The organism is Herpetosiphon gulosus (assembly GCF_039545135.1).
In the GTDB taxonomy this organism is placed as follows: domain Bacteria; phylum Chloroflexota; class Chloroflexia; order Chloroflexales; family Herpetosiphonaceae; genus Herpetosiphon; species Herpetosiphon gulosus.
Window position 1 is genome coordinate 87,537 of record NZ_BAABRU010000012.1, and the last position, 21,404, is coordinate 108,940.

Below are 21,404 nucleotides of genomic sequence, written 5' to 3' on the forward strand. Positions count from 1 at the left end.
TAGAAACAAACTGGATCATTATGAAATCGCAAACGCAAGCAAATCCTGCTAGTTTACGCCCTGAGCAAACCAACCAAGGCTTGCCGCGTCCGGCTGAAACCGAATCGCTCGAACAACTGGTTGAACAGGCCGCCGAAGCTGCTCCTTTACCCGCTGAGGCACTACCCGAAGATTTAGCCGATGTGCGTTCGAGCGGCTTTTCGCTGCGCGACAAATTTCTGAATTTCAAATCGCTGGCATCATTTGGCATTGCTTTTGCGATTCTGGGCTTAGCGTTTTGGCGAGCCGATATTAACCTCGCTGAGATGTGGCAGCAAATTCTTCAAACCAATCTTTGGCTCTATAGCGCTGGTTTTATTGTTTTCTATGGTCTTTTTCCAATTCGCGCTTGGCGCTGGCGGATTATTTTGCGTAGCGCTGGCTTTGAAGTCGATAGCCCGCAATCACGTAAAAATTGGTCGGGGATTGCGGCATTAAGCGAGTTTATTGGGCTTTCATGGTTTGCTAACTGCGTTGTGCCTGCCAAACTAGGCGATGCCTATCGTGGCTATTTGGTCAAGAAAAACGGCAACGCCTCATTCTCACGCACCTTGGGCACAATTTTCGCCGAACGCATCGTCGATATGATTGTGCTCTTTGGCATGTTGGTGGTTTCGGGCTTATTGGTGTTTCAAGGCCATCTCAATAGCTGGACCGAAAAATTATTTATCATCGGAATTGTTTTTACGATTTTGCTGGTGATTGGTTTGATGTCGATGCGCTATCTGAGTCCGTTGATTCGTCGCGCCTTGCCCCAACGTTTCCACGATTTTTATGCTCGCTTCGAGGAAGGCACACTTTCATCATTTCGGCCTTCACGCTTGCCAATTTTGTTGATTTTGACGATTATCGTTTGGCTAGGCGAGTCGATGCGCTTGTTTTTCGTGATTGAGGCCATGGGTGGCTTGGGTTTATCGTTATCAGCAATTATTTTCGTAGCGTTGGCTAGCTCGTTGTTGACCGCCGTGCCTGCCTTGCCTGGTGGCTTGGGCTTGGTCGAGGTTGGGATTGCTGGCGTGATGATGTTGTTTAGCGTTGGCCAAACCACGAGCACAGCCGTAGCGTTTCTCGATCGCATCATCAACTATTGGAGCATCGTGATTTTGGGGTTGGTTTTGTATCTGTTCAGCAAACGAAAGTGAGCCAGCCATGTTAACTGCTAGCGAACGCGATGCACTTGTAGCGACCATTTTACACTTGCCTGCCCAATTGCATGCCTTAGTTGATCGCTTAGATCTTGCGCAATTGAACACGGCCTATATCCCAAATGAATGGACGATTGCCCAAAACATCCATCATCTTGCTGATGGCCAGATGAATTTGTTTATTCGCATGAAACTGTTGCTGTTGGAAGATTACCCAACGCTCAAACCGTTTGACCAAGATACGTGGGTCACAACCGCCGACAGCATTGGCCCAATCGAAACATCTTTAACGATTTTGCAGGGCTTGCAAGAGCGGGCGGCAACCTTAGTCAATTCGCTTGATTTGACTAGCTTCGAACGCACTGGTTGGCATCCTGAAAATGGCGAAATGACGCTGGAGCAAGTGGCCCGTTACTATGCCCGTCACGGCGAGCTACACCTTGAGCAAATTGGTCAGGTGCTGACGAGGGGGCAGGGGTTAGGGTTCAGGGGCTAGTAAACTCGTAATCGCGAAGGGCACGAAGAATCGAAATCGCGAAGAACGCGAAGGACGCGAAGGTATGAAGGTTAGAACTTAGGAATTAGGTTTTAACGCAGAAGCGCAGAGAACATGAGGCTATTGGCTATCGGAAGTGGATTGGCTGTGGATTGATGTTTGGGGATTGAATGGTCAACCGATCCCTAACTCCTATTCGCTAGCGAATATTGATTGGCTATGGGTTAGAGTTTGGGGATTGAATGGTCAACTGATCCCCAGCCCCTGACCCCCGACCTCTAAAAAAATTATGCACATAGCAATTGATTACAATGCAGCAGTTCGGCAGGGCGGCGGAATTGGCCGCTTTGTTCGCGAAATAACTCAAGTTGCCGCGCAGGCAGCGCCTCAGCATCGCTTTTCGTTGTGGTATGCTGCGCGTGGGCTTGATCCAAAAAGTGCTCAGATGCAGGCCTTGCATGAGCTTCAACGGCGTTTGCCCAATATCAAGCCGCGCCCGATGCCGATTACTGAGCGCTTGTTGACGATTCTTTGGCAACGTTTGCGCATGCCCTTGCCTGTCGAGACGATTGTAGGGGCGGTTGATGTGGTGCATGGCACTGATTTTGTGTTGCCACCAACCATTGCTAAAACGTTGCTCTCAATTCACGATTTTGCTTATATTATTCACCCTGAAACTGCACCGCCCGAGTTGCGGCGCTATTTGGGTGGGGTTGTACCACGCAATGTGCGCCGTGCCGACCATATTCATGTGAATTCGCGGGCAACCAAAGCCGATATGGAGCGCTTGCTTGGCACAGCACCCGCTAAATCAACAATCGTTTATTCGGGCAGTGGCAGCGATTTTTATCCTCGGCCTGCGGCGGAAATTGCCGAAATGCGCCAACGCTTGGGTTTGCCCGAACGCTACCTTTTAAATGTAGGCACGGTTCAGCCGCGCAAAAATGTTGAGCGTTTGATCGAAGCCTTTGGCCAGTTGCCTGCTGAGTTGCGCAGCCAGCCCTTGGTGATTGGCGGCAAACGTGGTTGGTTGGCCGAGCCAATTTATGCAGCAGTCCAACGCCATGGCCTTGAACAAGCAGTAATTTTCTTGGATTTTGTGAGCGACAGCGATTTGCCCAAACTCTACAGCGGCGCGACCGCCATGGTTTATCCCTCGTTGTATGAAGGATTTGGCGTGCCGATTGTTGAAGCTCAAGCCTGTGGCACGCCAGTGATTAGCTCAACCATCTCAAGTTTGCCCGAAATTGCAGGCAACGCGGCCTTGTTGGTCGATCCACACGATACAGCAGTGCTCACCGCAGCCTTGCAAACCATATTGACTGAGCCTGATTTTTGCCGAACACTCGCTGAGGCAGGCCCACGCCAAGCCGCCAAATTCACTTGGGAGGGCACTGGTTTGGGGGTTTTGGGGTTATACGAATTGCTGGGGCAGCAAGCCTAAAATTTAAACGCCCCTAGCTCGCCATTGAACCAGGGGCGTAATTGATTGCTTAGCCCAAGCGTTCCAATACCGCTGCACCAACCTCTTTGGTTGAGCGACCTTGGCCTGCAGGTGCTAAATCGCCAGTCAAAATGCCTGCATCGATCGTCGCATACACCGCTTTTTCAACAGCCTCAGCCTCGGCCTTCAAGCCCAAGGAATAGCGCAACAGCAAAGCCACGCTCAAAATTGTTGCCAAAGGATTAGCTATGCCCTTGCCTGCAATATCGGGAGCGCTGCCGTGAATTGGCTCGTACAAGCCAGCTTTGCCCGCGCCAAGCGAGGCCGATGGCAACAAGCCCAACGAGCCAGCCAACATCGACGCTTCGTCGGTCAGAATATCGCCAAACATATTTTCAGTCACAATCACATCGAAGTCGGCTGGGCGGCGCAACAAGTGCATTGCACAGGCATCGACCAAAATATGCTCAAGCTGAATTTCGGGGAATTCTTCGGCAACCACGCGGCTGGCAACGCGCCGCCACAGACGTGAGGTTTCCAAGACATTGGCTTTATCGACCGAGGTAACTTTGCCACGGCGAGTCCGCGCTAATTCGCAAGCTCGCCGCACCACGCGCTCGATTTCGCTGGTGGTGTAGACACAGGTGTCAACGGCTTGCTCTTCGTCGGGGCGAATGTAGACGCAGGTTTTATCGCCGAAGTAAATCCCGCCAGTTAATTCGCGCACCACCAATAAATCGACCCCTTCGACCAAATCGGGGCGCAAGGGCGAGCGGCTAGCCAAGGCTGGCGTAACGGTGACTGGGCGCAAATTGGCATACAAGCCTAAAGTTTTGCGAATTCCCAATAAGCCTTGCTCGGGGCGCACTTTGGCCTTGGGGTCATCCCACTTGGGGCCGCCAACCGCGCCTAGCAAGACTGCATCGGCGGCTCGACAAACGTCGATTGTGGCTTCAGGCAAGGCTGTCCCATGGGCATCGATCGCACAACCGCCGATTAGGCCTTCGCTGAAACTAAAACTATGTCCGTAGCGTTCGCCGACGGCCTTGAGCACTTCAACCCCTTCGGCGACAACTTCGGGGCCGATGCCATCGCCTGGTAATAAAGCAATTGTTGCTTGCATCAAAACACTCCTTGCTAATTTAACCAACAAGCGGTGGCGATCCCTCACCCCCTAGCCCCCTCTCCCGCCCGCGAGCGAGGGGGAACCACAAAGCCAAAGCTCCCTTCTCCCACGCATGGGAGAAGGGTTGGGGATGAGGGATCGCCACTCTACCAAGCTATGTTAGGCTCCAACAGTATTGACGCGGGCGGTATGGCTCGCTTCATAGGCTTGGATTGCAGCTTCTTGGGCTTGAATATAGCCTAATTGATCGACTCCATGCAATAAGCAATGTTTGGAGAAGGCATCAATTGGGAAGCTAATGGTTTCGCCAGCCACATGCACTTGTTGGTTTTCAAGGTCAACGCTGACATCAATGGTTTGATTGGCTAGGCATTGCTCGGTCAAACGCGCCAAAGTTGGGGCATCAACTACGATTGGCAACAGGCCATTTTTCAAAGAATTGCCTTTGAAAATATCTGCAAAATAGGTGCTGATCACGGCTTGGAAGCCAAAACCTTGCAAGGCCCACGGTGCATGCTCACGCGAGGAGCCACAGCCAAAGTTATGGCCTGCAATTAGCACGCCAGCACCTTGGGCATAGGGTTGGTTGAGCACAAAATCTGGCTCGCCGCGCCAATCGGTAAATAGCGCTTCGCCCAAGCCGTTTTTATCGGTAACTTTCAAATAGCGTGCTGGAATAATCTGGTCGGTGTCGATATTTTCAATTGGCAAGGCCACGGCTTTGGCCTGAAATGTATTAATTGGTTGCATTTTTGAAAACCCCCTATTTGAAAGGATGAAGGATGAGGGATGAATTATGAATAAATATCGTAAGGATGAATTATGAATAGCTGTTATTGAATTCGTCAATAGTATCGATTCATCCTTCTAAAACTTCATCCCTCATCCTTCATAATTCATCCTTTTATAAGATTTCGCGGACATCGACGATATGGCCGTTGATTGCGGTGGCGGCGGCGGTCAATGGGCTGGCGAGGAAGGTTCGCCCGCCCTTGCCTTGGCGGCCTTCAAAGTTACGGTTGCTGGTGCTGACCGCATATTGGCCAGGTTGCAACTGATCACCGTTCATGGCAATACACATTGAGCAGCCTGCTTCACGCCATTCAGCGCCTGCCGCACGGAAAATCTGGTCTAAACCTTCGGCCTCAGCTTGGCGCTTGACTTGTTGCGAGCCAGGCACGACCAACATACGCAGGCCATCGGCAACTTTTTTACCTTCAATCACTTTGGCTGCCGCTCTTAAATCCGAAATCCGTGAGTTGGTACAAGAGCCAAGAAAAACCACATCGACTTTTTGGCCGATCAGCGGTTGGTTTGGTTGCAAGCCCATATAATTCAAGGCTTTATCCAAGGCCATACGTTGGCTATCATCGGCTAAATCGCTGGGTGCTGGCACATTGCCAGTGACCGGAATGCCCATGCCTGGATTGGTGCCGTAGGTGATCATCGGAGCCAATTCGTCGGCATTTAAGACCACTTGCAAATCGTAGGTTGCGCCTTCGTCGCTGGGCAAGGTGCGCCAGTATTCGACCGCAGCATCCCATGCTTCGCCCTTGGGTGTATGTGGGCGATCTTTCAGCCAAGCAAAGGTTGTTTCATCGGGAGCGATCAAGCCAGCCCGTGCCCCACCCTCAATCGACATATTACAGATGGTCATGCGTTCTTCCATCGACAGGGCGCGAATGGCCGAGCCAGTGTATTCGAGCACATAGCCCGTGCCGCCGCCAACCCCAATTTTGGCAATAATCGCCAAGATGATATCTTTGGCGGTCACACCGGGACGCAACGTGCCATCAATGCGAATTTCGGCAGTTTGAGGTTTTTGCTGCAACAAACATTGAGTTGCCAACACATGGCCTACTTCGCTGGTGCCAATCCCGAAGGCCAATGCCCCAAATGCGCCGTGGGTGCTGGTGTGCGAATCGCCACAAACAATCGTCATGCCAGGCTGGGTGTAGCCTTGTTCTGGCCCGATCACGTGGACAATGCCTTGGTTTTCCGTGCCCAAGTTGTACAGTGGAATACCAAAATCGCTACAGTTTTTGATCAATTGATCAAGCTGCTTGCGAGCAATTGCATCAGTCACCGGAATAATCCCATCAGCGCCGCGTGGCGTAGTTGGGGTGCTATGGTCCATCGTGGCAAGGGTTTGGGCTGGGCGACGCACGGTCAAGCCACGTTCGCGCAACATTGTAAAGGCTTGCGGCGAAGTTACTTCGTGCACCAAGTGCAAATCGATATATAAGGTTGCTGGCGATTCAGCGTCAGCAGCTTGAACAACATGAGCATCCCAGATTTTTTCAAACAATGTCTTGGCCATTGGGTTCTCCAGTTTGATTATGAGGCTATAGGCTGATGGCTATCGGACATTTTGTGATTTCTTGCAAGGTTATAGCTGTACTTGGTTCATAGGAGTACACACGTTCCAACGTGCCCTCACCCCCAACCCCTCGCCCACTGCGGCGGGAGAGGGGAGATCAATAATCATGATGGGATGGTTCCCCTCGCCTTGCATGCAGGAGAGGGGGCTAGGGGGTGAGGGATGATTATCAGTGCTAACCCAGTAAATCATTACAAATAGCCAATAGCCATTAATGTGTGCGTTTAATTTGCCAGCCGCGTTCGATCCATTCGAAGCCGACTTTGGCGTAATAATCGGCGGCGGCGGGTGCTGCTAATAAGACTAAGGAACATTGATCGCCAAGTTTTTCGCGGGTAGCCTCAATTAACTGGCGGCCAATGCCCTGTTTTTGATAGTTTTGGTCAACCGCCAAATCGGAGAGATAGGCGGCATAGCACCAATCGGTGATCGTGCGGGCAACCCCGACGAGCTTTTCACCATCCCATGCTGTCACCACCAAATCGGCGTTAGCAAGCATGGTTTGCATGCGAGCCAGATCATCAACAGGGCGGCGTTCGCCAAGGGTTGAGGCATTCAGCACCGCCACAAATTGCTCGGCACTAATTTGGCTGTCGCTGCTATAGCGAATGTTCATCGCAGATACTCCAGCCAGTTCCATTTATCTGCGGTTTTGCCGTTGAATAAGCCAAAGAAGGCCTCCTGCAGAACGGTGGTGATTGGCCCGCGCTTGCCTTCGCCAACTTGCACGCCATCAACTGAGCGAATTGGCGAGACTTCAGCGGCTGTGCCAGTAAAGAACATTTCATCGGCCAGATATAGAATTTCGCGGGGCAAGGCTTGTTCGCGCACTTCATAGCCATATTCTTTGGCCAAGGTCAGCACGCTATCACGGGTAATGCCGGGCAAAATTGCTGCGGTGACAGGTGTGGTATAAATCACGCCATCGCGAATGATGAACAGATTTTCGCCGCTACCTTCGCTTAACACGCCATTCACATCAAGCGCGATGCCTTCGGCGTAGCCATTGCGGGTTGCTTCCATCACGATCAATTGTGATGAAAGGTAATTGCCGCCAGCCTTGGCCATGGTTGGGATGGTGTTGGGCGCTGTGCGATTCCACGACGAAACGCAAACATCAACGCCTAATTCTAGCGCTTCGGGGCCAAGATAGGCACCCCATTCCAAAGCGGCAATCATCACATCAACTGGCGCTGCTAGCGGATTTACGCCAAGAACGCCATAACCACGCCAAGCCAAGGGCCGCAGATAGGCCGAATTTAAGCCATTTTCGCGAACCGCCGCATGACAGGCATCAGCCAATTGCGCTTGATCAAAAGGAATCGGCATGCGATAAATTTTGGCCGAATCGTATAAACGGCGCAGGTGCGGCTGCAAACGGAAGAAGGCTGGGCCGTTGGGCGTGTTGTAGGCGCGAATGCCTTCAAACACCGATGAACCATAGTGCAAGGCATGGCTCATCACATGCACCGTGGCTTTCTCCCATTCCACCAATTCGCCGTTCATCCAAATAAATTTGGTCGGTTTGATTGACATGCAGTGTTCCTTTTATAGCAAGACTGACTGATGCTTGGCCTTAGGCGGCCACGGTTGCGGCGTGTTTGAGTAGCATTGGCTGGTTGCTGCGAGCGCGAACCAAGGGCAATTCCAGCGAATCGACCAAGGCTTGCCAACTGGCTTCGATAATATTTTCAGAGCAACCGACGGTTGTCCAACGTTCGTCGCCCATTGCGGCCTCGATCAACACCCGCGTGGTGGCTCCGGTCGCCGATTCTGAATCGAGAATCCGCACTTTGTAATCGACCAGATGTACCTCGGCCAATTCGGGATAGCGTGAGAGTAAGGCTTTGCGCATCGCTTGGTCAAGTGCGTTAACTGGGCCATTGCCCGAAGCCGCTGTATGATAAATTTCATCGCCAATTTGCAGCTTAACGGTGGCCTCGGCTTGCATCTCGACTCCACGCCGTTGCTCAACAATTGTCACAACATCGAGCAATTTGAAGGGTGCTTCATAATCGGCAGCAGCCCGCCGTACTAAAAGTTCAAATGAACCTTCGGCGGCTTCAAACTGAAAGCCCTTGCTTTCGAGCAATTTGACGCGTTCGAGCACGCCGCGTTCAAGGCCAGTGCTTTCCACGCCTAGTTCTTCGGCTCGCATTTTGATGTTACCACGGCCTGAAAGCTCGCTGATCACTACCCGTTTACGATTGCCCACTTGAACTGGCTCGATATGCTGGTATGAATGCTCAACTTTAGCCACAGCAGCAACGTGAATTCCGCCTTTATGGGCAAACGCGCTGTTGCCAACATAGGCGGCGTGCTCGTCGGGGTTCAAATTGGCAATTTCGCTGACTGTGCGCGAAAGCTCGGTCAAACGTTGCAGTTGATCAGGCAGCACACAGAACATGCCCATTTTCAGTTGCAAATTGGGAATGATCGAGATTAAGTTGGCGTTACCGCAGCGCTCGCCATAGCCGTTGATCGTACCCTGAACTTGGCGACAGCCGCCAACAATCGCGGCCAAGGAATTTGCCACCGCCAACTCGCTATCATTATGGGTATGAATGCCCAGTTGGGTGTTGATTTTACCCTTAACCCGTTGCACTACGGCGCTAATCCAATCGGGCAATGAGCCGCCATTGGTATCGCACAGTACAATCCAATCTGCGCCAGCTTCGGCAGCCGCCTTGATCGTGGCTAGGGCATAGTCGTTATCAGCGCGGTAGCCATCAAAAAAGTGTTCAGCATCGTAGATCACTTCTTTGCCATGGGCTTTCATCAGGGCTACGCTATCGCGAATCATGGCCAAATTTTCTTCGAGCGTCGTTTCCAACACCTCAGTCACGTGCAAAGTCCATGATTTACCAACCAAGGTTACCACAGGCGTGTTAGCATCGAGCAAAGCCTTGAGGTTGGCATCGGTTTCAGGTTTGCTGTTGGCGCGGCGAGTTGAGCCAAAGGCAGCAATTTTGGCATGCTTCCACTCCATTTTGGCAGCTTCAGCAAAAAATGCTGCATCTTTGGGATTCGAGCCAGGCCAGCCACCTTCGATATAGTGCATGCCAAAGCGATCAAGTTCGCGAGCGATTTTCAATTTATCAGCTAAAGATAACGAAAGCCCTTCGCGTTGAGTGCCGTCCCGCAGCGTTGTATCGTATAAAAATATTTGCATGTGTCACACTCCTAGAACATAGAGCAATTGATTTATGATTTTGGCAAGGATTTGCGTCCCCTCACCCCCTGACCCCTCTCCCGAACGCGAGCGAGGGGAATTGGTTAGGCTAAACTCCCCTCTCCCGCTCCGTGGGAGAGGGGCTGGGGTGAGGGGATATCGCAATTGTTTCATTAATTAATTTATGTTCTATGCTCTATGTTCTATGTTCTAAACTTTGGATAGCTACCAAAAATCTTGACTGTGCCAGCGATGTGTGCCAGCTTTTGTAAGGCTTCAGCAACGACTGGCTCATGGCGATGGCCATCAATATCAACCAGAAAGACATAATCGCCAAGCTCGGCTTTGGCAGGCCGCGATTCAATTTTGCTCAAATTGATGCCAGCTTGGGCGAAAATTGCCAAGGCTTCGTACAATGCTCCTGCTCGATTAACTTTGGCAGTAAACATCAGCGAAGTCTTGTCGTCGCCGGTTGGTGCGGCATCCTCAGGAGCCAACACCACAAAGCGCGTGCGATTATTATTGTTATCCTGAACATCGTAGGCCAAGATATTGGCTTGGGCGCGTTCGGCAGCATGCAAGGTGGTCAATGCGGCGGCGCGGCGCTCATCGGCGAGCGCTTCGACCAATGCAGCAGCAGTGCTTAACGCGGCCACGGTTGGCACATTCGGCAAGCAGCGTTCAATAAAACGGCGCGATTGCGCCAGCGGTTGTTGATGGGTGTAGAGCACTTCGACCGTATCGAGTTGCACATCGGGCTTGGCCACCAGCATATGCCGAATCGGAATCACGATTTCGCGGCAAATCCGCAGGCGCGTTTCGTGAATCAGCACATCAAGCGTGACGTTGACCGCCCCTTCGAGCGAGTTTTCAATTGGCAAAATGCCTAAATCAACCGCGCGAGTTTCAACAGCCGTAATCACAGCGGGCATACTTGCCATTGGCAAATAGGTGGATTGTTGGTCGCCCGCTTCCAACGCTGCTTTTTCGCTGAATGTACCAGCCGGGCCAAGATAAGCAATTTTCATAAGTTCGTTTGGGCTAATGAGGTTGATCGAGAGCAACCCCAGCAATTATTCATAACGACCAAGGGTCGAGCCACCGAACAGATCCACGCCGGGGGCGGTGCTGGCAACTTCCATGCGGGCGGTGGTTTCTTGCTTGAGCCGTTCTTGACGAGCTTTCAGTAATTTGTTCAAGGCGCTAACATAGGCTTCGGCTGCAGCAACGATGATATCAACATTGACTCCATTGCCCCGCCAAACCTTGGCATCTGCTGCTTTGTCGGTTAGCACCCCACGTACATGTTTATGCTTGCCTTCAACGACTTTCACGCTGACTTCGCCAACTGCATCGATGCCTTCGGTGATCGCGTTGACCGCAAATTCGAGCAAGGTAACCGGAGTTAGCACAACTTTGTTGATCGCCGAATAAACGGCATCGACTGGGCCTGTGCCTTGGGCCGATTCGATTTTGACTTCGCCGTTGGGGCCGCGCATCCGCACGGTCGCGGTTGGAATGGCGTTAACACCTGAGGCAAATTGCACATGCTCCAATTCATAAACTGGGCTTGGGCGGCCTGCTTCATCGCTGATCAAGGCTTCAACATCGCGATCATCAACATATTTCTTGCGATCAGCCACATCTTTGAAGCGAGCAAACAAGTGATTGATCGTGGCTTCATCGAAGCTATAGCCCAACTCTTGCACCCGATGGCGGAAGGCATGGCGGCCTGAGTGTTTGCCCAAAACCAAGGCATTACCATCTTGACCAACCGATTCGGCGCTCATAATTTCGTAGGTCATGCGGTGCTTCAACACACCATCTTGGTGAATGCCCGATTCGTGGGCGAAGGCATTCGCACCAACAATTGCCTTGTTGGGTGGCACTTGGGTGTTGGTGCAGGCACTCAACAAGCGTGAGCTAGGGGTTAGTTGGGTGGTGTCGATATTAGTGCTCAGGCCATAAAATTGCTTGCGCGTTTCCAAAGCCATCACGACTTCTTCCAATGAAGCGTTACCAGCTCGCTCACCGATGCCATTAATTGTGCATTCGATTTGGCGTGCGCCAGCCCGAACGCCAGCCAACGAATTAGCCACCGCCAAGCCCAAATCGTCGTGGCAGTGGGTCGAGATAATTACATCAGCAGCGCCAGGTACGTTTTCGATAATCCCCCGAAGCAACGCTGCATATTCCTCAGGCGTGGAATAGCCCACGGTATCAGGAATATTCAAGGTTGTTGCGCCTTCTTCAATCGCTATCGCCAGCATCTGATACATAAATTCGATGTCGGAACGGGTCGCATCCATCGGCGAGAATTCAACATCGTCGCAAAGCGAGCTTGCCAAACGCACCATCTCACGGGTTTTCGTCAGCACTTCCTCGCGGGTCGAGCGCAATTGATACTCGATATGGATATCTGAGCTTGAAAGGAAGGTGTGAATGCGCTTTTTGGCCGCTGGTGCAATCGCCGTGGCACAGGCTTCGATGTCGCTTTTGACTGCGCGAGCCAAACCACAGATCACTGGGCCATCAGCAGTACCAACGCTCTTGGCGATTTGGTTGACCGCCTCCCAATCGCCTGGTGAGGCTGCCGGAAAGCCTGCTTCGATAATATCCACGCCCATTCGCGCCAATTGCTTGGCAACTTCCAATTTTTCGTGCAGATGCATGGTGCAGCCTGGTGATTGCTCACCGTCGCGCAGGGTTGTATCGAAAATGCGTACATAATCGCTGGTCATAAAGTTCTCCGTAATGAGGGCGATTGTGAAGGTTTGTATCGTTCCCTCACCCCCAACCCCTCGCCCATTGCGTGGGCGAGGGGAGAATTCGATTCAGGGTTCCCCCTCTCCTCGCCGGGCGGGAGAGGGGGCTAGGGGGTGAGGGAACGTAAGACACTAAGCCCTCGTTCCCTAATTAACTGCCTGGGTTAATTTCTTTTGGATTGACGAATGGCATCATTGAGCGCAATTCGCGGCCAACTTGCTCGATTTGGTGACCAACATCGGTTGAGCGATATTTGTTGAACCGAGCACGGCCAGTGTGGTTTTCTTCGATCCAATCTTCGGCGAATGCGCCATTTTGAATCTCTTCCAACAACAGTTTCATGGCAGCTTTGGTTTCGCTGGTCACGACGCGTGGGCCAGCAATGTAATCGCCCCATTCGGCGGTATCGCTGACTGAGTAGCGCATATAGCTCAAGCCGCCTTGGTAGAACAAATCGACAATTAACTTGAGTTCGTGCATACATTCAAAGTAGGCAACTTCTGGTTGATAGCCAGCTTCGACCAAAGTTTCAAAGCCAGCTTTGACCAAGGCTGAAACGCCGCCACATAAGATGGCTTGTTCGCCAAACAGGTCGGTTTCGGTTTCTTCGGCGAAGGTGGTTTCAAGCACACCAGCCCGCGCACAACCGATGCCCTTGCCATAAGCCAAAGCATTTTGCAAGGCCTCGCCACTGGCATCTTGGTACACCGCGACCAAGCCAGGTACGCCGCCGCCATGCTCAAACACTTCACGGACACGATGTCCAGGTGATTTGGGGGCGATCAACGAAACATCAACTCCGGCAGGTGGCACGATTTGACCATAACGAATATTGAAGCCGTGAGCAAACATCAAAGTTGCGTTGGGCTTTAAGTTGGGGGCAATTTCATCGCTGTAGAGTTGGGCTTGGGTGGTATCTGGCACCAACACCATGACAACATCGGCAGTCTTGGTGGCTTCGCCAACGCTCAAGACCTGCAAGCCCGCAGCTTCGGCTTTAGCCTTTGATTTGCTACCTTCGTGCAAACCAACCACCACCTGCACGCCGCTATCTTTCAAGTTCAAGGCGTGGGCGTGGCCTTGTGAGCCATAACCGATGATCGCCACAGTTTTGCCAGCTAAGCGTCCAAGATCTGCATCGTTATCGTAATAAAGCTTTGCCATTGAATGAGTTCCTCAATATAACTAATGGGCTGAACGATGAACAATTGCTACCCGTGTTTATTCCATGGTCTCGCCGTAATCGCCCCACCAGGTATCCCAATTGACATCTTCGTCGCTATAGTGGGCTTTATCAGCGGTCGCGGTGGTTTCTTCTTCAAACATTGGTTGCAGCATGGTCGTGATCCTTTATTAATGAAGAGGCGATTGCCTCGTTGAATTCAATTAAGCAGCGCGAAATTCTTGGTTTTGATATGGCCCGCTGACAGTCGATGCGCCACGAGTCATTGCTACGCAGCCAGTTCGGACTAGTTCGCGAATGCCAAATGGACGAATTAGATCAACAAAGCGGTCGAGTTGTTCAGGGCTGCCGCTGAGTTCGATCATCATGGCATCGGGCACAACATCGACAATTTTGGCTCCGAAAATATCGGCTAATTGCATCAATTCGCTGCGCTTGGCTGGTGGTGCATAAACCTTGACCAGCAACAAATCGCGGGTAACGTTGGGGTCTTGGCTAACATCGCTGACCTTCAGCACATCGATCAATTTATACAGTTGTTTGATCACTTGCTCGACGCTGGTGGTATCGCCATCGACCACCAAGGTCATGCGCGAGATGCCAGGCGTTTCGGTATGGCCAACGGTCAAGCTTTCGATATTGAAACCACGGCGGCGAAACAGGCTCACTGAGCGGTTCAGCACCCCAGGTTGGTCACGTAACAAAGCAACTAAGGTATGTTTCATTGCAAAAATCTCCTGTGAGCCTATTTGACTGCCACAACGTCTTCGATTTCGACTTCGTTGGGGTCTTCGAACATATCGCTGATGCTCGCGCCCGGAGCCACCATCGGGTACACGTTGACTTCGCGCTCAACCACAAATTCAATCAAGAAAGGGCCATTGGTTGCGCGGGCTTGATGAATCGCTTCGGCTACATCTTCAGGGCGCTCGACTCGCAGCCCAGGAATGCCATAAGCATCAGCCAACTTGATAAAATCGGGACTCCACATTGGCGTTGCCGAATAGCGACGTTCGTGGAAAAGCTCCTGCCATTGGCGCACCATGCCCAAATAGCCATTGTTGATGATACAAATCTTCAAGGGCAGGCTTTCTTGCACCACCGTGGCTAGCTCTTGCAAATTCATCTGGAATCCGCCGTCGCCAGCAATGGCCCAAACTTCTTCGTTGGGGCAAGCGACTTGCACGCCCATTGCTGCTGGCAAGGCAAAGCCCATGGTTCCCAAACCGCCTGAAGTGATGTGGGTATGTGGCTTCATATATTCGATCAGCTGAGCAGCCCACATTTGGTGCTGGCCCACATCGGTGCAAACTCGAAACTCGCCTTGCATAATCTGCGTGAATTCGGCATAGACATGGTGTGGCGTGAACATGCCACTTTCTGGATCGCGTTGGCGCTTGGAGCGAGTGGCCTGAATCTCACGAATATGGTTGAGCCATTCGCTATGCTCGTTGGCATTGACAATTTCGGTCAAGTTTTCCAGCACGCGCTTGGCATCGCCCACGATTGGCACAGCCGTAATCACGTTTTTGCCAACTTCAGCCGGATCAATATCAACGTGAATAATTTTGGCGTTACGGGCAAAGGTATCCAATTTGCCAGTCACACGGTCGTCGAAACGTGCGCCGATTGTAAACAACACATCGCATTCTTGGATGGCGCGGTTGACATGGACCCAACCGTGCATGCCAGGCATGCCCAACGATAACGGATGATCTTCAGGAATACAGCTAATTCCTAATAAGGTGGTAATCACCGGAATGCCAGTTTTTTCGGCAAATTCGCGTAATTCGACGCTGGCGTGGCCTAGTAAAATGCCATGGCCTGCCATAATCAAGGGCTTTTTGGCCTGATTCAGCAAATTAGCAGCTTCTTTGATTTGGCGGCGATTGCCTTCGTAGTTGGGCTTGTAGCCTGGCAAATCGACCGATTCTGGATATTCGAACATGCCACGGGCGTTTTGCACATCTTTGGCAACGTCGATTAGCACTGGGCCTGGGCGGCCAGTTCGCGCAATATGAAAGGCTTCTTTGAACACGCGGGGCAAATCGCGCACATCGGTCACCAAATAATTGTGCTTGGTGATTGGCTGGGTGATGCCCGTTACATCGGTTTCTTGAAAGCCATCTTTGCCGATCAACGAGGTGACAACTTGCCCTGTGATTGCCACAATTGGCACTGAATCCATCATGGCATCGGCAATTGCAGTGACCAAATTGGTTGCACCCGGGCCGCTGGTAGCGACACAAACCCCAACTTTTCCGCTAGTACGGGCGTAGCCTTCGGCGGCATGCCCAGCCGCTTGTTCGTGGCGCACCAAAATATGGCGCAATTGGGGATATTCAGGCAGCGCATGGTAGAACGGCATAATCGCCCCACCTGGATAGCCAAACATCACATCAACGCCTTCGGCTAGCAACGCTTCACACATCATTTGAGCACCAGTTAGCGTTTTCATCGGTATACCTCGCCTTGCGTAAGGTTTAATATCAATAAATTATCTATGCTTCCAACACCGCGCCATTGCTGGCGTTCGTCACCAAACGGGTGTAGCGTGCCAACCAGCCGCGTTGATGTTTGCGTTCTGGGGCTTGCCACACAGCGCGGCGTTCGGCAAATTGAGCTTCGCTTAATTCGACTGCCAACAGGCGATTTGCTAAATCGATGTGAATGATGTCGCCATTTTCGATCAGGCCAATTGGGCCACCCTCGGCGGCTTCGGGGGAGATATGGCCAATACACAAGCCACGTGTGCCACCACTGAAGCGACCATCGGTCAATAAGGCCACTTGTTCGCCCAAGGGCATGCCTTTGAGCAACGAGGTCAAGGCCAGCATTTCGCGCATACCTGGGCCACCGCGTGGGCCTTCGTAGCGCACTACCACCACATCGCCAGCTTGAATTTCGCCAGCGCGGGCGGCGTAGGTGGCAGCTTCTTCGCTGGGGAAGCAGCGAGCCGGGCCGCTAAATGTCATTTGATGTTGATCAACTGCGCCAATTTTGATCACCGAACCTTCGGGAGCCAAATTGCCAAACAAAATGCACAAACCGCCTTGGGCTGAGTGGGGATTTTCGATTGGGCGGATGCATTCAGGGTTTTCGTTGGCGATGCCTTGCAATTGTTCGCCTAAGGTTTGTCCAGTCACGGTTGGCACATTCAGGTGCAGGGCATCGGGCTTTTTGGCCAATTCGGCCATGATTGCTGGTACGCCACCAGCGCGATGCACATCTTCCATATGCCATTGGCGATTGCCATCCCAAGCTGGGCTAACTTTGGCCAAGTGAGGCACACGCGCCGCAACTTCATTAAAGCGGCTGATTGGATAATCCAAGCCTGCTTCACGCGCCAAGGCCAAAACGTGCAAGACGGTGTTGGTCGAGCCGCCCATGGCAACATCGAGCGCCATCGCGTTATCAATTGATTCGGGAGTGACAATATCGCTGAAGGAAATATTTTGGTGGAGCAACTCGAGGACTTTGGCGGCGGCGGTGCGGGCTAGCTCGTGGCGGGCGGGGTCGGTAGCCAGTAATGAACCGTTGTAGGGCAGGGCGATTCCCAGTGCTTCACACAAACAATTCATCGAATTGGCGGTGAACATGCCGGAGCAGGAGCCGCAGGTCGGGCAGCCGTTGCGCTCCAAATCCAGCAGCCGTTCATCGCTGATGCGGCCAGAAGCATGTTGACCAACGCCCTCGAACACACTGATCAAGTCAACTTTATTGCCATCTTTATCGCGGCCAGCCTGCATTGGCCCGCCCGATACAAAGACGGTGGGGATATTGACGCGGGCAGCGCCCATCAGCATGCCAGGCACGATTTTATCGCAGTTGGGGATACAGATCATCGCATCGAAACAGTGCGCTGCTGCGACGGTTTCAACACAATCGGCGATCAACTCGCGCGAGGGCAAGGAATAGCGCATACCTTCGTGGCCCATCACGATGCCATCATCAACCCCAATCGTGTTGAATTCAAAAGGAATGCCGCCAGCTGCGCGAACTGCATCTTTAACAATTTTGGCAAACTCATGCAAGTGAACATGGCCAGGAATAATATCAATATAAGAATTGCAGATCGCCACGAATGGCTTTTGAAAATCGCTATCGTCTTGAATTTGGCCCGTCGCACGTAGGAGTGAACGATGTGGAGCGCGTGCAAAGCCCCGTTTGATCGTATCTGAACGCATAGATGCTCCCCGCATAGAGAACTGATGGCTGGACAGGCCATCATTGAAAGGCGATTGAGCCAATGCTTCAGGTGGATTGGCCGCAGATCGCAAGATTTTGGCAATAGGAAAGCAAGCCTTGTCAGTCCCGATGCTGAACACAGGCAAGATGGGCGAACATACTCAACAATGAGCTGAACGAAAGAGCGACACTGCTCCGGGGTTTGTTGCAATCATCGCAACGGTTCGGGTTATCGCTCTAGCGCAGGCGACGGCCTACGCGACACGACCAATTGGGAATGGGTTGGAGCATAATAAACTGCGGACGAGGAGTGATCATGGTGACGAGAGTTGTCAACAAGTTCCGCATGTGTTTATCCTCCAGAAGCTAACTTAATCAAAAATCAAAAGCCCCTCCCGATTGGGAGGGGCTTGAGTTCTTTTGAACTACCCGCGAGGCTTGTTAGCCCCTCCCACACAAAAGTGACCGCGTAATGACGACGATTACGAGGCTAAGGAGGTTGCTAATAATAATAAACGCGGGACGATTACTCATTTGGTAGTTTCCTACAAAAGTTATTTGTGCAGAGTATACACACAGAGCTAGGGTCTGTCAAGTTGGATTTTTGAGTAGTTTACTTAACTTCAGCCATGGTTTGCCATGGGTTGGCATGAAGCTTTGCTGCTCGTTGGGCAATTGAAGCTAGCCACAATCGTATGCAAAAGGCGATCGTGGCTTAATCATCATCTAATACGATATTCTGGCCAATTAGCTCAAAGATATTTTTACTTTTTTCATTTTGATTACTCTCACTGATCTTTTGAGCACCTAATTCGCGATCATATTTTGTGATTAATCTGCTAGTAACAAATGTATCAGTTGTTTGTTGGTTATAGTTGCGAATACTGCTCATCAAATCTGAAATCTCAATTAATTGTTCACTCAATAGAGTAGAATTTTTATTGAATGTTTTATCAAAAACCACTATCGTATCGCCATTTTCAGGATTCACAGCTAAAAAATCGATCTTGACCGGAGCATTGGTAATTTTTGCTAAAGTTGCATATGTTCCACTATAAGTCTTGGTAAAATCAAGATTGGCACTCGCCAGCTTTGGATTCAAGACAATATATTCTGGAGGCAATGAAACGATTAAATTATCTTGTTCAATCGTTTGCCAGCCTGCTGGTGGAATTGGGCGTGGCTCTGATTGATTCAGCCAAAGATAACCTCCAATCATTGCAGCAATAATTATAGATCCAATAATGATCCAATGTACTATTCGCATCTCAGGCTCTCTTTCGCAATTAACTAAAGTAATCCAATAATATAAATAGCTAAACATAATATTCCAGCGATCAAAATAAGTGACTTAGCAAGAGTGTTAATTTTTTTATCAAGCAAACTATCTAAGCCCAATAAACCAAGCCCTACACCACCCCAAAGATTTGGCCAGAGCTTATCGGTTGAAATCGCTTGGTATGCGATGATCAATCCAAGGAATGTTCCCAAAAATCCACTAATCAAGTTGAGAGTATTGACATATTTCTGTTGCATAACCACTCCATTCAATTCAATTTGAAACTCATTGGTTATACGCCAACATTTGAGCAAGGTTGCTCATTGGCTAGCTTTGCAGGTGGCGCTGCTACCAAGGCTCGAGTGTTCGTTTAGGCCTGCATTTCGCTAGAAATATAGGGTTTAATATGGGTAATTGGCTGCATTGTTAATCTCTCAATCGGCAAAATACCTAGTCGAAGCATACTAAAAAGCCTCGACTGCTGATTGCTACCAAAGCCCGAGGCTAAACAGGCTACGGATTAATCTAAATCTTCCGCAGCTTCATCGTCGTGAGCTTCAACGATAAAATGTTCGCCTGTATCATTATTGATCAAACGCCAATATTCGTTATTGGTTGAACTAATCAATAATTCGAAGCAATATCCTTGGCTCAAATGCAATTGGACATCGCCGATGGGATTAATCTGAATGCTGCGGATAAACAAGGATTGAGGCCAAAACGTCGCTAAAAAACTGTGCAAGGCTGAAGGTTCAACTCCCGTCGGATCAGGCTGCGCCCAATCGCCATTGGCAATAACGAGCCGTTGGTGATGCCAGAAACGCCATACACCACCAATATGCAAACTATAACGCCCAAACTCAACTTCTTGCTGTTTACGGTTGATTGTTAAGCGCTTTTCGCCTATCCGCAAGCACAAGATGCCTGCAACATCAAAGCCATCCCACAGCATTTGGCCAAGTAAAGTGGCTAGTTTTTGTTGAATGACCGGAATTTTGTGCATAAACTCCTAGCTGCGATAACGCCAAATTTCTAGCCCATCGCGGTGTAAAACCCAATGTTCACCAGCTGCGGCATTGATCAGAATGTCGAGTTTATAATCATAATTGATTGAAAAGCAGAGATCGCCACTCTGCGGTTGCACGTCAATCGACCAAATAATTAAACTGGCGGGATCGTGCTTGGCCCAAAACGCTGCAACACTTGGCTCAAATTCGATATTGTTATCGTTGTCATACAGCCAATCTTCGCTACTGAGCAAAACTTGTTGCTGCTGACGTAAACGCCAAGCACAGTTGATGGTTAATTGATAATATTGAATTTCTCGCGTGCGCGGCTCGCCAACGCGAATAACGAAGCTTTCGAGATCACAGCTTGGGCCGTGAAACCACAAAGCTCCTCCATTGAGTTGGCTAAGAGTTGATTTGATGCTGCTGAGTTGGCTCAAGCATTGCGCTCCGCATAGAGTTTGGGCAATATATCGTGGAGAATCTGCTGCTATTCTACAACGAAGGACTGAATTAAACATGGAACCCAATTACCAATTGAGATCGGAATATCATCCCAACCAATCTCTCGATTGATGATTGTTCGGGTCAATCGTACCGCATCAGATCAAAATCTGCGAGTGCGGCAGGTGGAACTGCCGCTTTTTGATTGAAACAACCTTCAGTGTCTTGGAACGGGTCTTTCAGATCAAGCAACTCACGCATCGCACAGGCCGTGGTATGGATATGTGATTGGACTTTGTTGCGGTATCTTTAATTGTTTGTCGCAGTTCATGAATGGCAAATTATCATTTTTTGATTTTGTGATTTGAACTAGCAACAGTGGGTAAATTAGCAGGAAAAATTATTTTACTTTTTATTATTTTTGATTTTCTTTAATGAAATTAAGCCATTTATTAAAATAACTACAATAAACACATTATAAATATTATTAATAAATGTACCTATTATTAAGAATAATAATCCCCATATAAGACTTGATTTGATAGATTTACCAAGAACAATAAACGATAAAGAAAAACTAAAAATCATCACTAATATATGCGATTTAAATGATGAAAGTGTATAAAGTAAGGTAGTGATTATTAATATAAATCCAATGGATATACTAATTTTTTTATACAAACCATCTTTTGTGCCCATAAAATCCTCCAAATATTATCAATTAATATTTATTAT

20 protein-coding genes and 1 pseudogene are annotated in these 21,404 nt (G+C 50.2%); 4 read left to right on the plus strand and 17 right to left on the minus strand.

The window, feature by feature from the left end; genetic code table 11:
• Positions 1-20 precede the first annotated feature (20 nt).
• From ABEB26_RS16835 to ABEB26_RS16845, 3 genes are all read left to right on the plus strand, one after another.
• Positions 21-1,181, plus strand: coding sequence for a lysylphosphatidylglycerol synthase transmembrane domain-containing protein (locus ABEB26_RS16835; protein WP_345723204.1), 1,161 nt, complete (start codon positions 21-23; stop codon positions 1,179-1,181).
• 7 nt (positions 1,182-1,188) lie between these two features.
• Positions 1,189-1,680 (plus strand): DinB family protein, encoded by a 492-nt coding sequence (locus ABEB26_RS16840; protein WP_345723205.1) that lies wholly within the window; start codon positions 1,189-1,191, stop codon positions 1,678-1,680.
• A gap of 289 nt (positions 1,681-1,969) precedes the next feature.
• On the plus strand, positions 1,970-3,124 hold the full coding sequence (locus tag ABEB26_RS16845; RefSeq protein WP_345723206.1) for a glycosyltransferase family 4 protein: 1,155 nt from the start codon (positions 1,970-1,972) through the stop codon (positions 3,122-3,124).
• 49 nt (positions 3,125-3,173) lie between these two features.
• On the opposite strand, the gene leuB is transcribed toward ABEB26_RS16845, so the two are convergent.
• The 16 genes from leuB to ABEB26_RS16925 form a co-directional block, all read right to left on the minus strand.
• The gene (gene leuB / locus ABEB26_RS16850; protein WP_345723207.1) at positions 3,174-4,247 is read right to left on the minus strand and encodes a 3-isopropylmalate dehydrogenase; all 1,074 of its coding nucleotides are present in this window, start codon (positions 4,245-4,247) and stop codon (positions 3,174-3,176) included.
• A 162-nt stretch (positions 4,248-4,409) separates the two neighbouring features.
• The gene (leuD, locus tag ABEB26_RS16855) at positions 4,410-5,000 is read right to left on the minus strand and encodes a 3-isopropylmalate dehydratase small subunit (protein WP_345723208.1); all 591 of its coding nucleotides are present in this window, start codon (positions 4,998-5,000) and stop codon (positions 4,410-4,412) included.
• A gap of 154 nt (positions 5,001-5,154) precedes the next feature.
• Positions 5,155-6,570: a 3-isopropylmalate dehydratase large subunit gene (gene leuC, locus ABEB26_RS16860; RefSeq protein ID WP_345723209.1), complete on the minus strand. Its 1,416-nt coding sequence runs from the start codon at positions 6,568-6,570 to the stop codon at positions 5,155-5,157.
• Between the two features lie 271 nt (positions 6,571-6,841).
• Positions 6,842-7,246 (minus strand): GNAT family N-acetyltransferase, encoded by a 405-nt coding sequence (locus tag ABEB26_RS16865; protein ID WP_345723210.1) that lies wholly within the window; start codon positions 7,244-7,246, stop codon positions 6,842-6,844.
• Positions 7,243-8,166 carry a branched-chain amino acid transaminase gene (locus ABEB26_RS16870; protein ID WP_345723211.1) on the minus strand — a complete coding sequence of 308 codons (924 nt, stop codon included), beginning with the start codon at positions 8,164-8,166 and terminating at the stop codon, positions 7,243-7,245. Before ABEB26_RS16870 ends, ABEB26_RS16865 begins: the two co-directional genes overlap by 4 nt.
• A 40-nt stretch (positions 8,167-8,206) precedes the next feature.
• A complete protein-coding gene (gene cimA / locus ABEB26_RS16875; RefSeq protein ID WP_345723212.1) occupies positions 8,207-9,802 on the minus strand; it encodes a citramalate synthase in 1,596 nt (531 codons plus the stop codon).
• A gap of 203 nt (positions 9,803-10,005) precedes the next feature.
• A complete protein-coding gene (gene pheA / locus ABEB26_RS16880; RefSeq protein ID WP_345723213.1) occupies positions 10,006-10,830 on the minus strand; it encodes a prephenate dehydratase in 825 nt (274 codons plus the stop codon).
• A 45-nt stretch (positions 10,831-10,875) separates the two neighbouring features.
• Positions 10,876-12,543, minus strand: coding sequence for a 2-isopropylmalate synthase (locus ABEB26_RS16885; protein ID WP_345723214.1), 1,668 nt, complete (start codon positions 12,541-12,543; stop codon positions 10,876-10,878).
• A 175-nt stretch (positions 12,544-12,718) separates the two neighbouring features.
• Positions 12,719-13,732 carry a ketol-acid reductoisomerase gene (ilvC, locus tag ABEB26_RS16890; protein WP_345723215.1) on the minus strand — a complete coding sequence of 338 codons (1,014 nt, stop codon included), beginning with the start codon at positions 13,730-13,732 and terminating at the stop codon, positions 12,719-12,721.
• A 222-nt stretch (positions 13,733-13,954) separates the two neighbouring features.
• On the minus strand, positions 13,955-14,476 hold the full coding sequence (gene ilvN / locus ABEB26_RS16895) for an acetolactate synthase small subunit (RefSeq protein ID WP_012191972.1): 522 nt from the start codon (positions 14,474-14,476) through the stop codon (positions 13,955-13,957).
• A 20-nt stretch (positions 14,477-14,496) separates the two neighbouring features.
• Positions 14,497-16,209, minus strand: coding sequence for a biosynthetic-type acetolactate synthase large subunit (gene ilvB, locus ABEB26_RS16900; RefSeq protein ID WP_345723216.1), 1,713 nt, complete (start codon positions 16,207-16,209; stop codon positions 14,497-14,499).
• A gap of 43 nt (positions 16,210-16,252) precedes the next feature.
• Positions 16,253-17,938, minus strand: coding sequence for a dihydroxy-acid dehydratase (gene ilvD / locus ABEB26_RS16905; protein WP_345723217.1), 1,686 nt, complete (start codon positions 17,936-17,938; stop codon positions 16,253-16,255).
• Positions 17,939-18,654: 716 nt separating this feature from the next.
• Positions 18,655-19,263 (minus strand): hypothetical protein, encoded by a 609-nt coding sequence (locus tag ABEB26_RS16910; protein WP_345723218.1) that lies wholly within the window; start codon positions 19,261-19,263, stop codon positions 18,655-18,657.
• Positions 19,230-19,475 (minus strand): hypothetical protein, encoded by a 246-nt coding sequence (locus tag ABEB26_RS16915; RefSeq protein WP_345723219.1) that lies wholly within the window; start codon positions 19,473-19,475, stop codon positions 19,230-19,232. Before ABEB26_RS16915 ends, ABEB26_RS16910 begins: the two co-directional genes overlap by 34 nt.
• 263 nt (positions 19,476-19,738) lie before the next feature.
• Positions 19,739-20,221: a hypothetical protein gene (locus tag ABEB26_RS16920; protein WP_345723220.1), complete on the minus strand. Its 483-nt coding sequence runs from the start codon at positions 20,219-20,221 to the stop codon at positions 19,739-19,741.
• A 6-nt stretch (positions 20,222-20,227) separates the two neighbouring features.
• On the minus strand, positions 20,228-20,665 hold the full coding sequence (locus ABEB26_RS16925; protein WP_345723221.1) for a hypothetical protein: 438 nt from the start codon (positions 20,663-20,665) through the stop codon (positions 20,228-20,230).
• Between the two features lie 166 nt (positions 20,666-20,831).
• On the opposite strand from ABEB26_RS16925, the pseudogene ABEB26_RS26965 reads away from it, so the two are divergent.
• Positions 20,832-21,037: pseudogene (locus ABEB26_RS26965) on the plus strand (transposase); the annotation flags it as partial.
• 37 nt (positions 21,038-21,074) lie between these two features.
• On the opposite strand, the gene ABEB26_RS16930 reads toward ABEB26_RS26965, so the two are convergent.
• A complete protein-coding gene (locus ABEB26_RS16930; protein WP_345723222.1) occupies positions 21,075-21,368 on the minus strand; it encodes a hypothetical protein in 294 nt (97 codons plus the stop codon).
• Positions 21,369-21,404: the final 36 nt, after the last annotated feature.

Bases quoted from the DNA above. Each gene is read 5' to 3' on its own strand.
- ABEB26_RS16915 (WP_345723219.1), bottom strand. From the start codon at position 19,475: ATGCAACAGAAATATGTCAATACTCTCAACTTGATTAGTGGATTTTTG.
- pheA (WP_345723213.1), bottom strand. From the start codon at position 10,830: ATGAAAATTGCTTATCTTGGCCCGGCTGGTACATTCAGCGAAAAAGCA.
- ABEB26_RS16930 (WP_345723222.1), bottom strand. From the start codon at position 21,368: ATGGGCACAAAAGATGGTTTGTATAAAAAAATTAGTATATCCATTGGA.
- ABEB26_RS16920 (WP_345723220.1), bottom strand. From the start codon at position 20,221: ATGCACAAAATTCCGGTCATTCAACAAAAACTAGCCACTTTACTTGGC.
- ABEB26_RS16885 (WP_345723214.1), bottom strand. From the start codon at position 12,543: ATGACCAGCGATTATGTACGCATTTTCGATACAACCCTGCGCGACGGT.
- ilvB (WP_345723216.1), bottom strand. From the start codon at position 16,209: ATGAAAACGCTAACTGGTGCTCAAATGATGTGTGAAGCGTTGCTAGCC.
- ilvN (WP_012191972.1), bottom strand. From the start codon at position 14,476: ATGAAACATACCTTAGTTGCTTTGTTACGTGACCAACCTGGGGTGCTG.
- ABEB26_RS16835 (WP_345723204.1), top strand. From the start codon at position 21: ATGAAATCGCAAACGCAAGCAAATCCTGCTAGTTTACGCCCTGAGCAA.
- cimA (WP_345723212.1), bottom strand. From the start codon at position 9,802: ATGCAAATATTTTTATACGATACAACGCTGCGGGACGGCACTCAACGC.
- ilvC (WP_345723215.1), bottom strand. From the start codon at position 13,732: ATGGCAAAGCTTTATTACGATAACGATGCAGATCTTGGACGCTTAGCT.
- leuD (WP_345723208.1), bottom strand. From the start codon at position 5,000: ATGCAACCAATTAATACATTTCAGGCCAAAGCCGTGGCCTTGCCAATT.
- ilvD (WP_345723217.1), bottom strand. From the start codon at position 17,938: ATGCGTTCAGATACGATCAAACGGGGCTTTGCACGCGCTCCACATCGT.
- ABEB26_RS16910 (WP_345723218.1), bottom strand. From the start codon at position 19,263: ATGTTTAGCTATTTATATTATTGGATTACTTTAGTTAATTGCGAAAGA.
- ABEB26_RS16845 (WP_345723206.1), top strand. From the start codon at position 1,970: ATGCACATAGCAATTGATTACAATGCAGCAGTTCGGCAGGGCGGCGGA.
- ABEB26_RS16870 (WP_345723211.1), bottom strand. From the start codon at position 8,166: ATGTCAATCAAACCGACCAAATTTATTTGGATGAACGGCGAATTGGTG.
- leuB (WP_345723207.1), bottom strand. From the start codon at position 4,247: ATGCAAGCAACAATTGCTTTATTACCAGGCGATGGCATCGGCCCCGAA.
- ABEB26_RS16865 (WP_345723210.1), bottom strand. From the start codon at position 7,246: ATGAACATTCGCTATAGCAGCGACAGCCAAATTAGTGCCGAGCAATTT.
- leuC (WP_345723209.1), bottom strand. From the start codon at position 6,570: ATGGCCAAGACATTGTTTGAAAAAATCTGGGATGCTCATGTTGTTCAA.
- ABEB26_RS16840 (WP_345723205.1), top strand. From the start codon at position 1,189: ATGTTAACTGCTAGCGAACGCGATGCACTTGTAGCGACCATTTTACAC.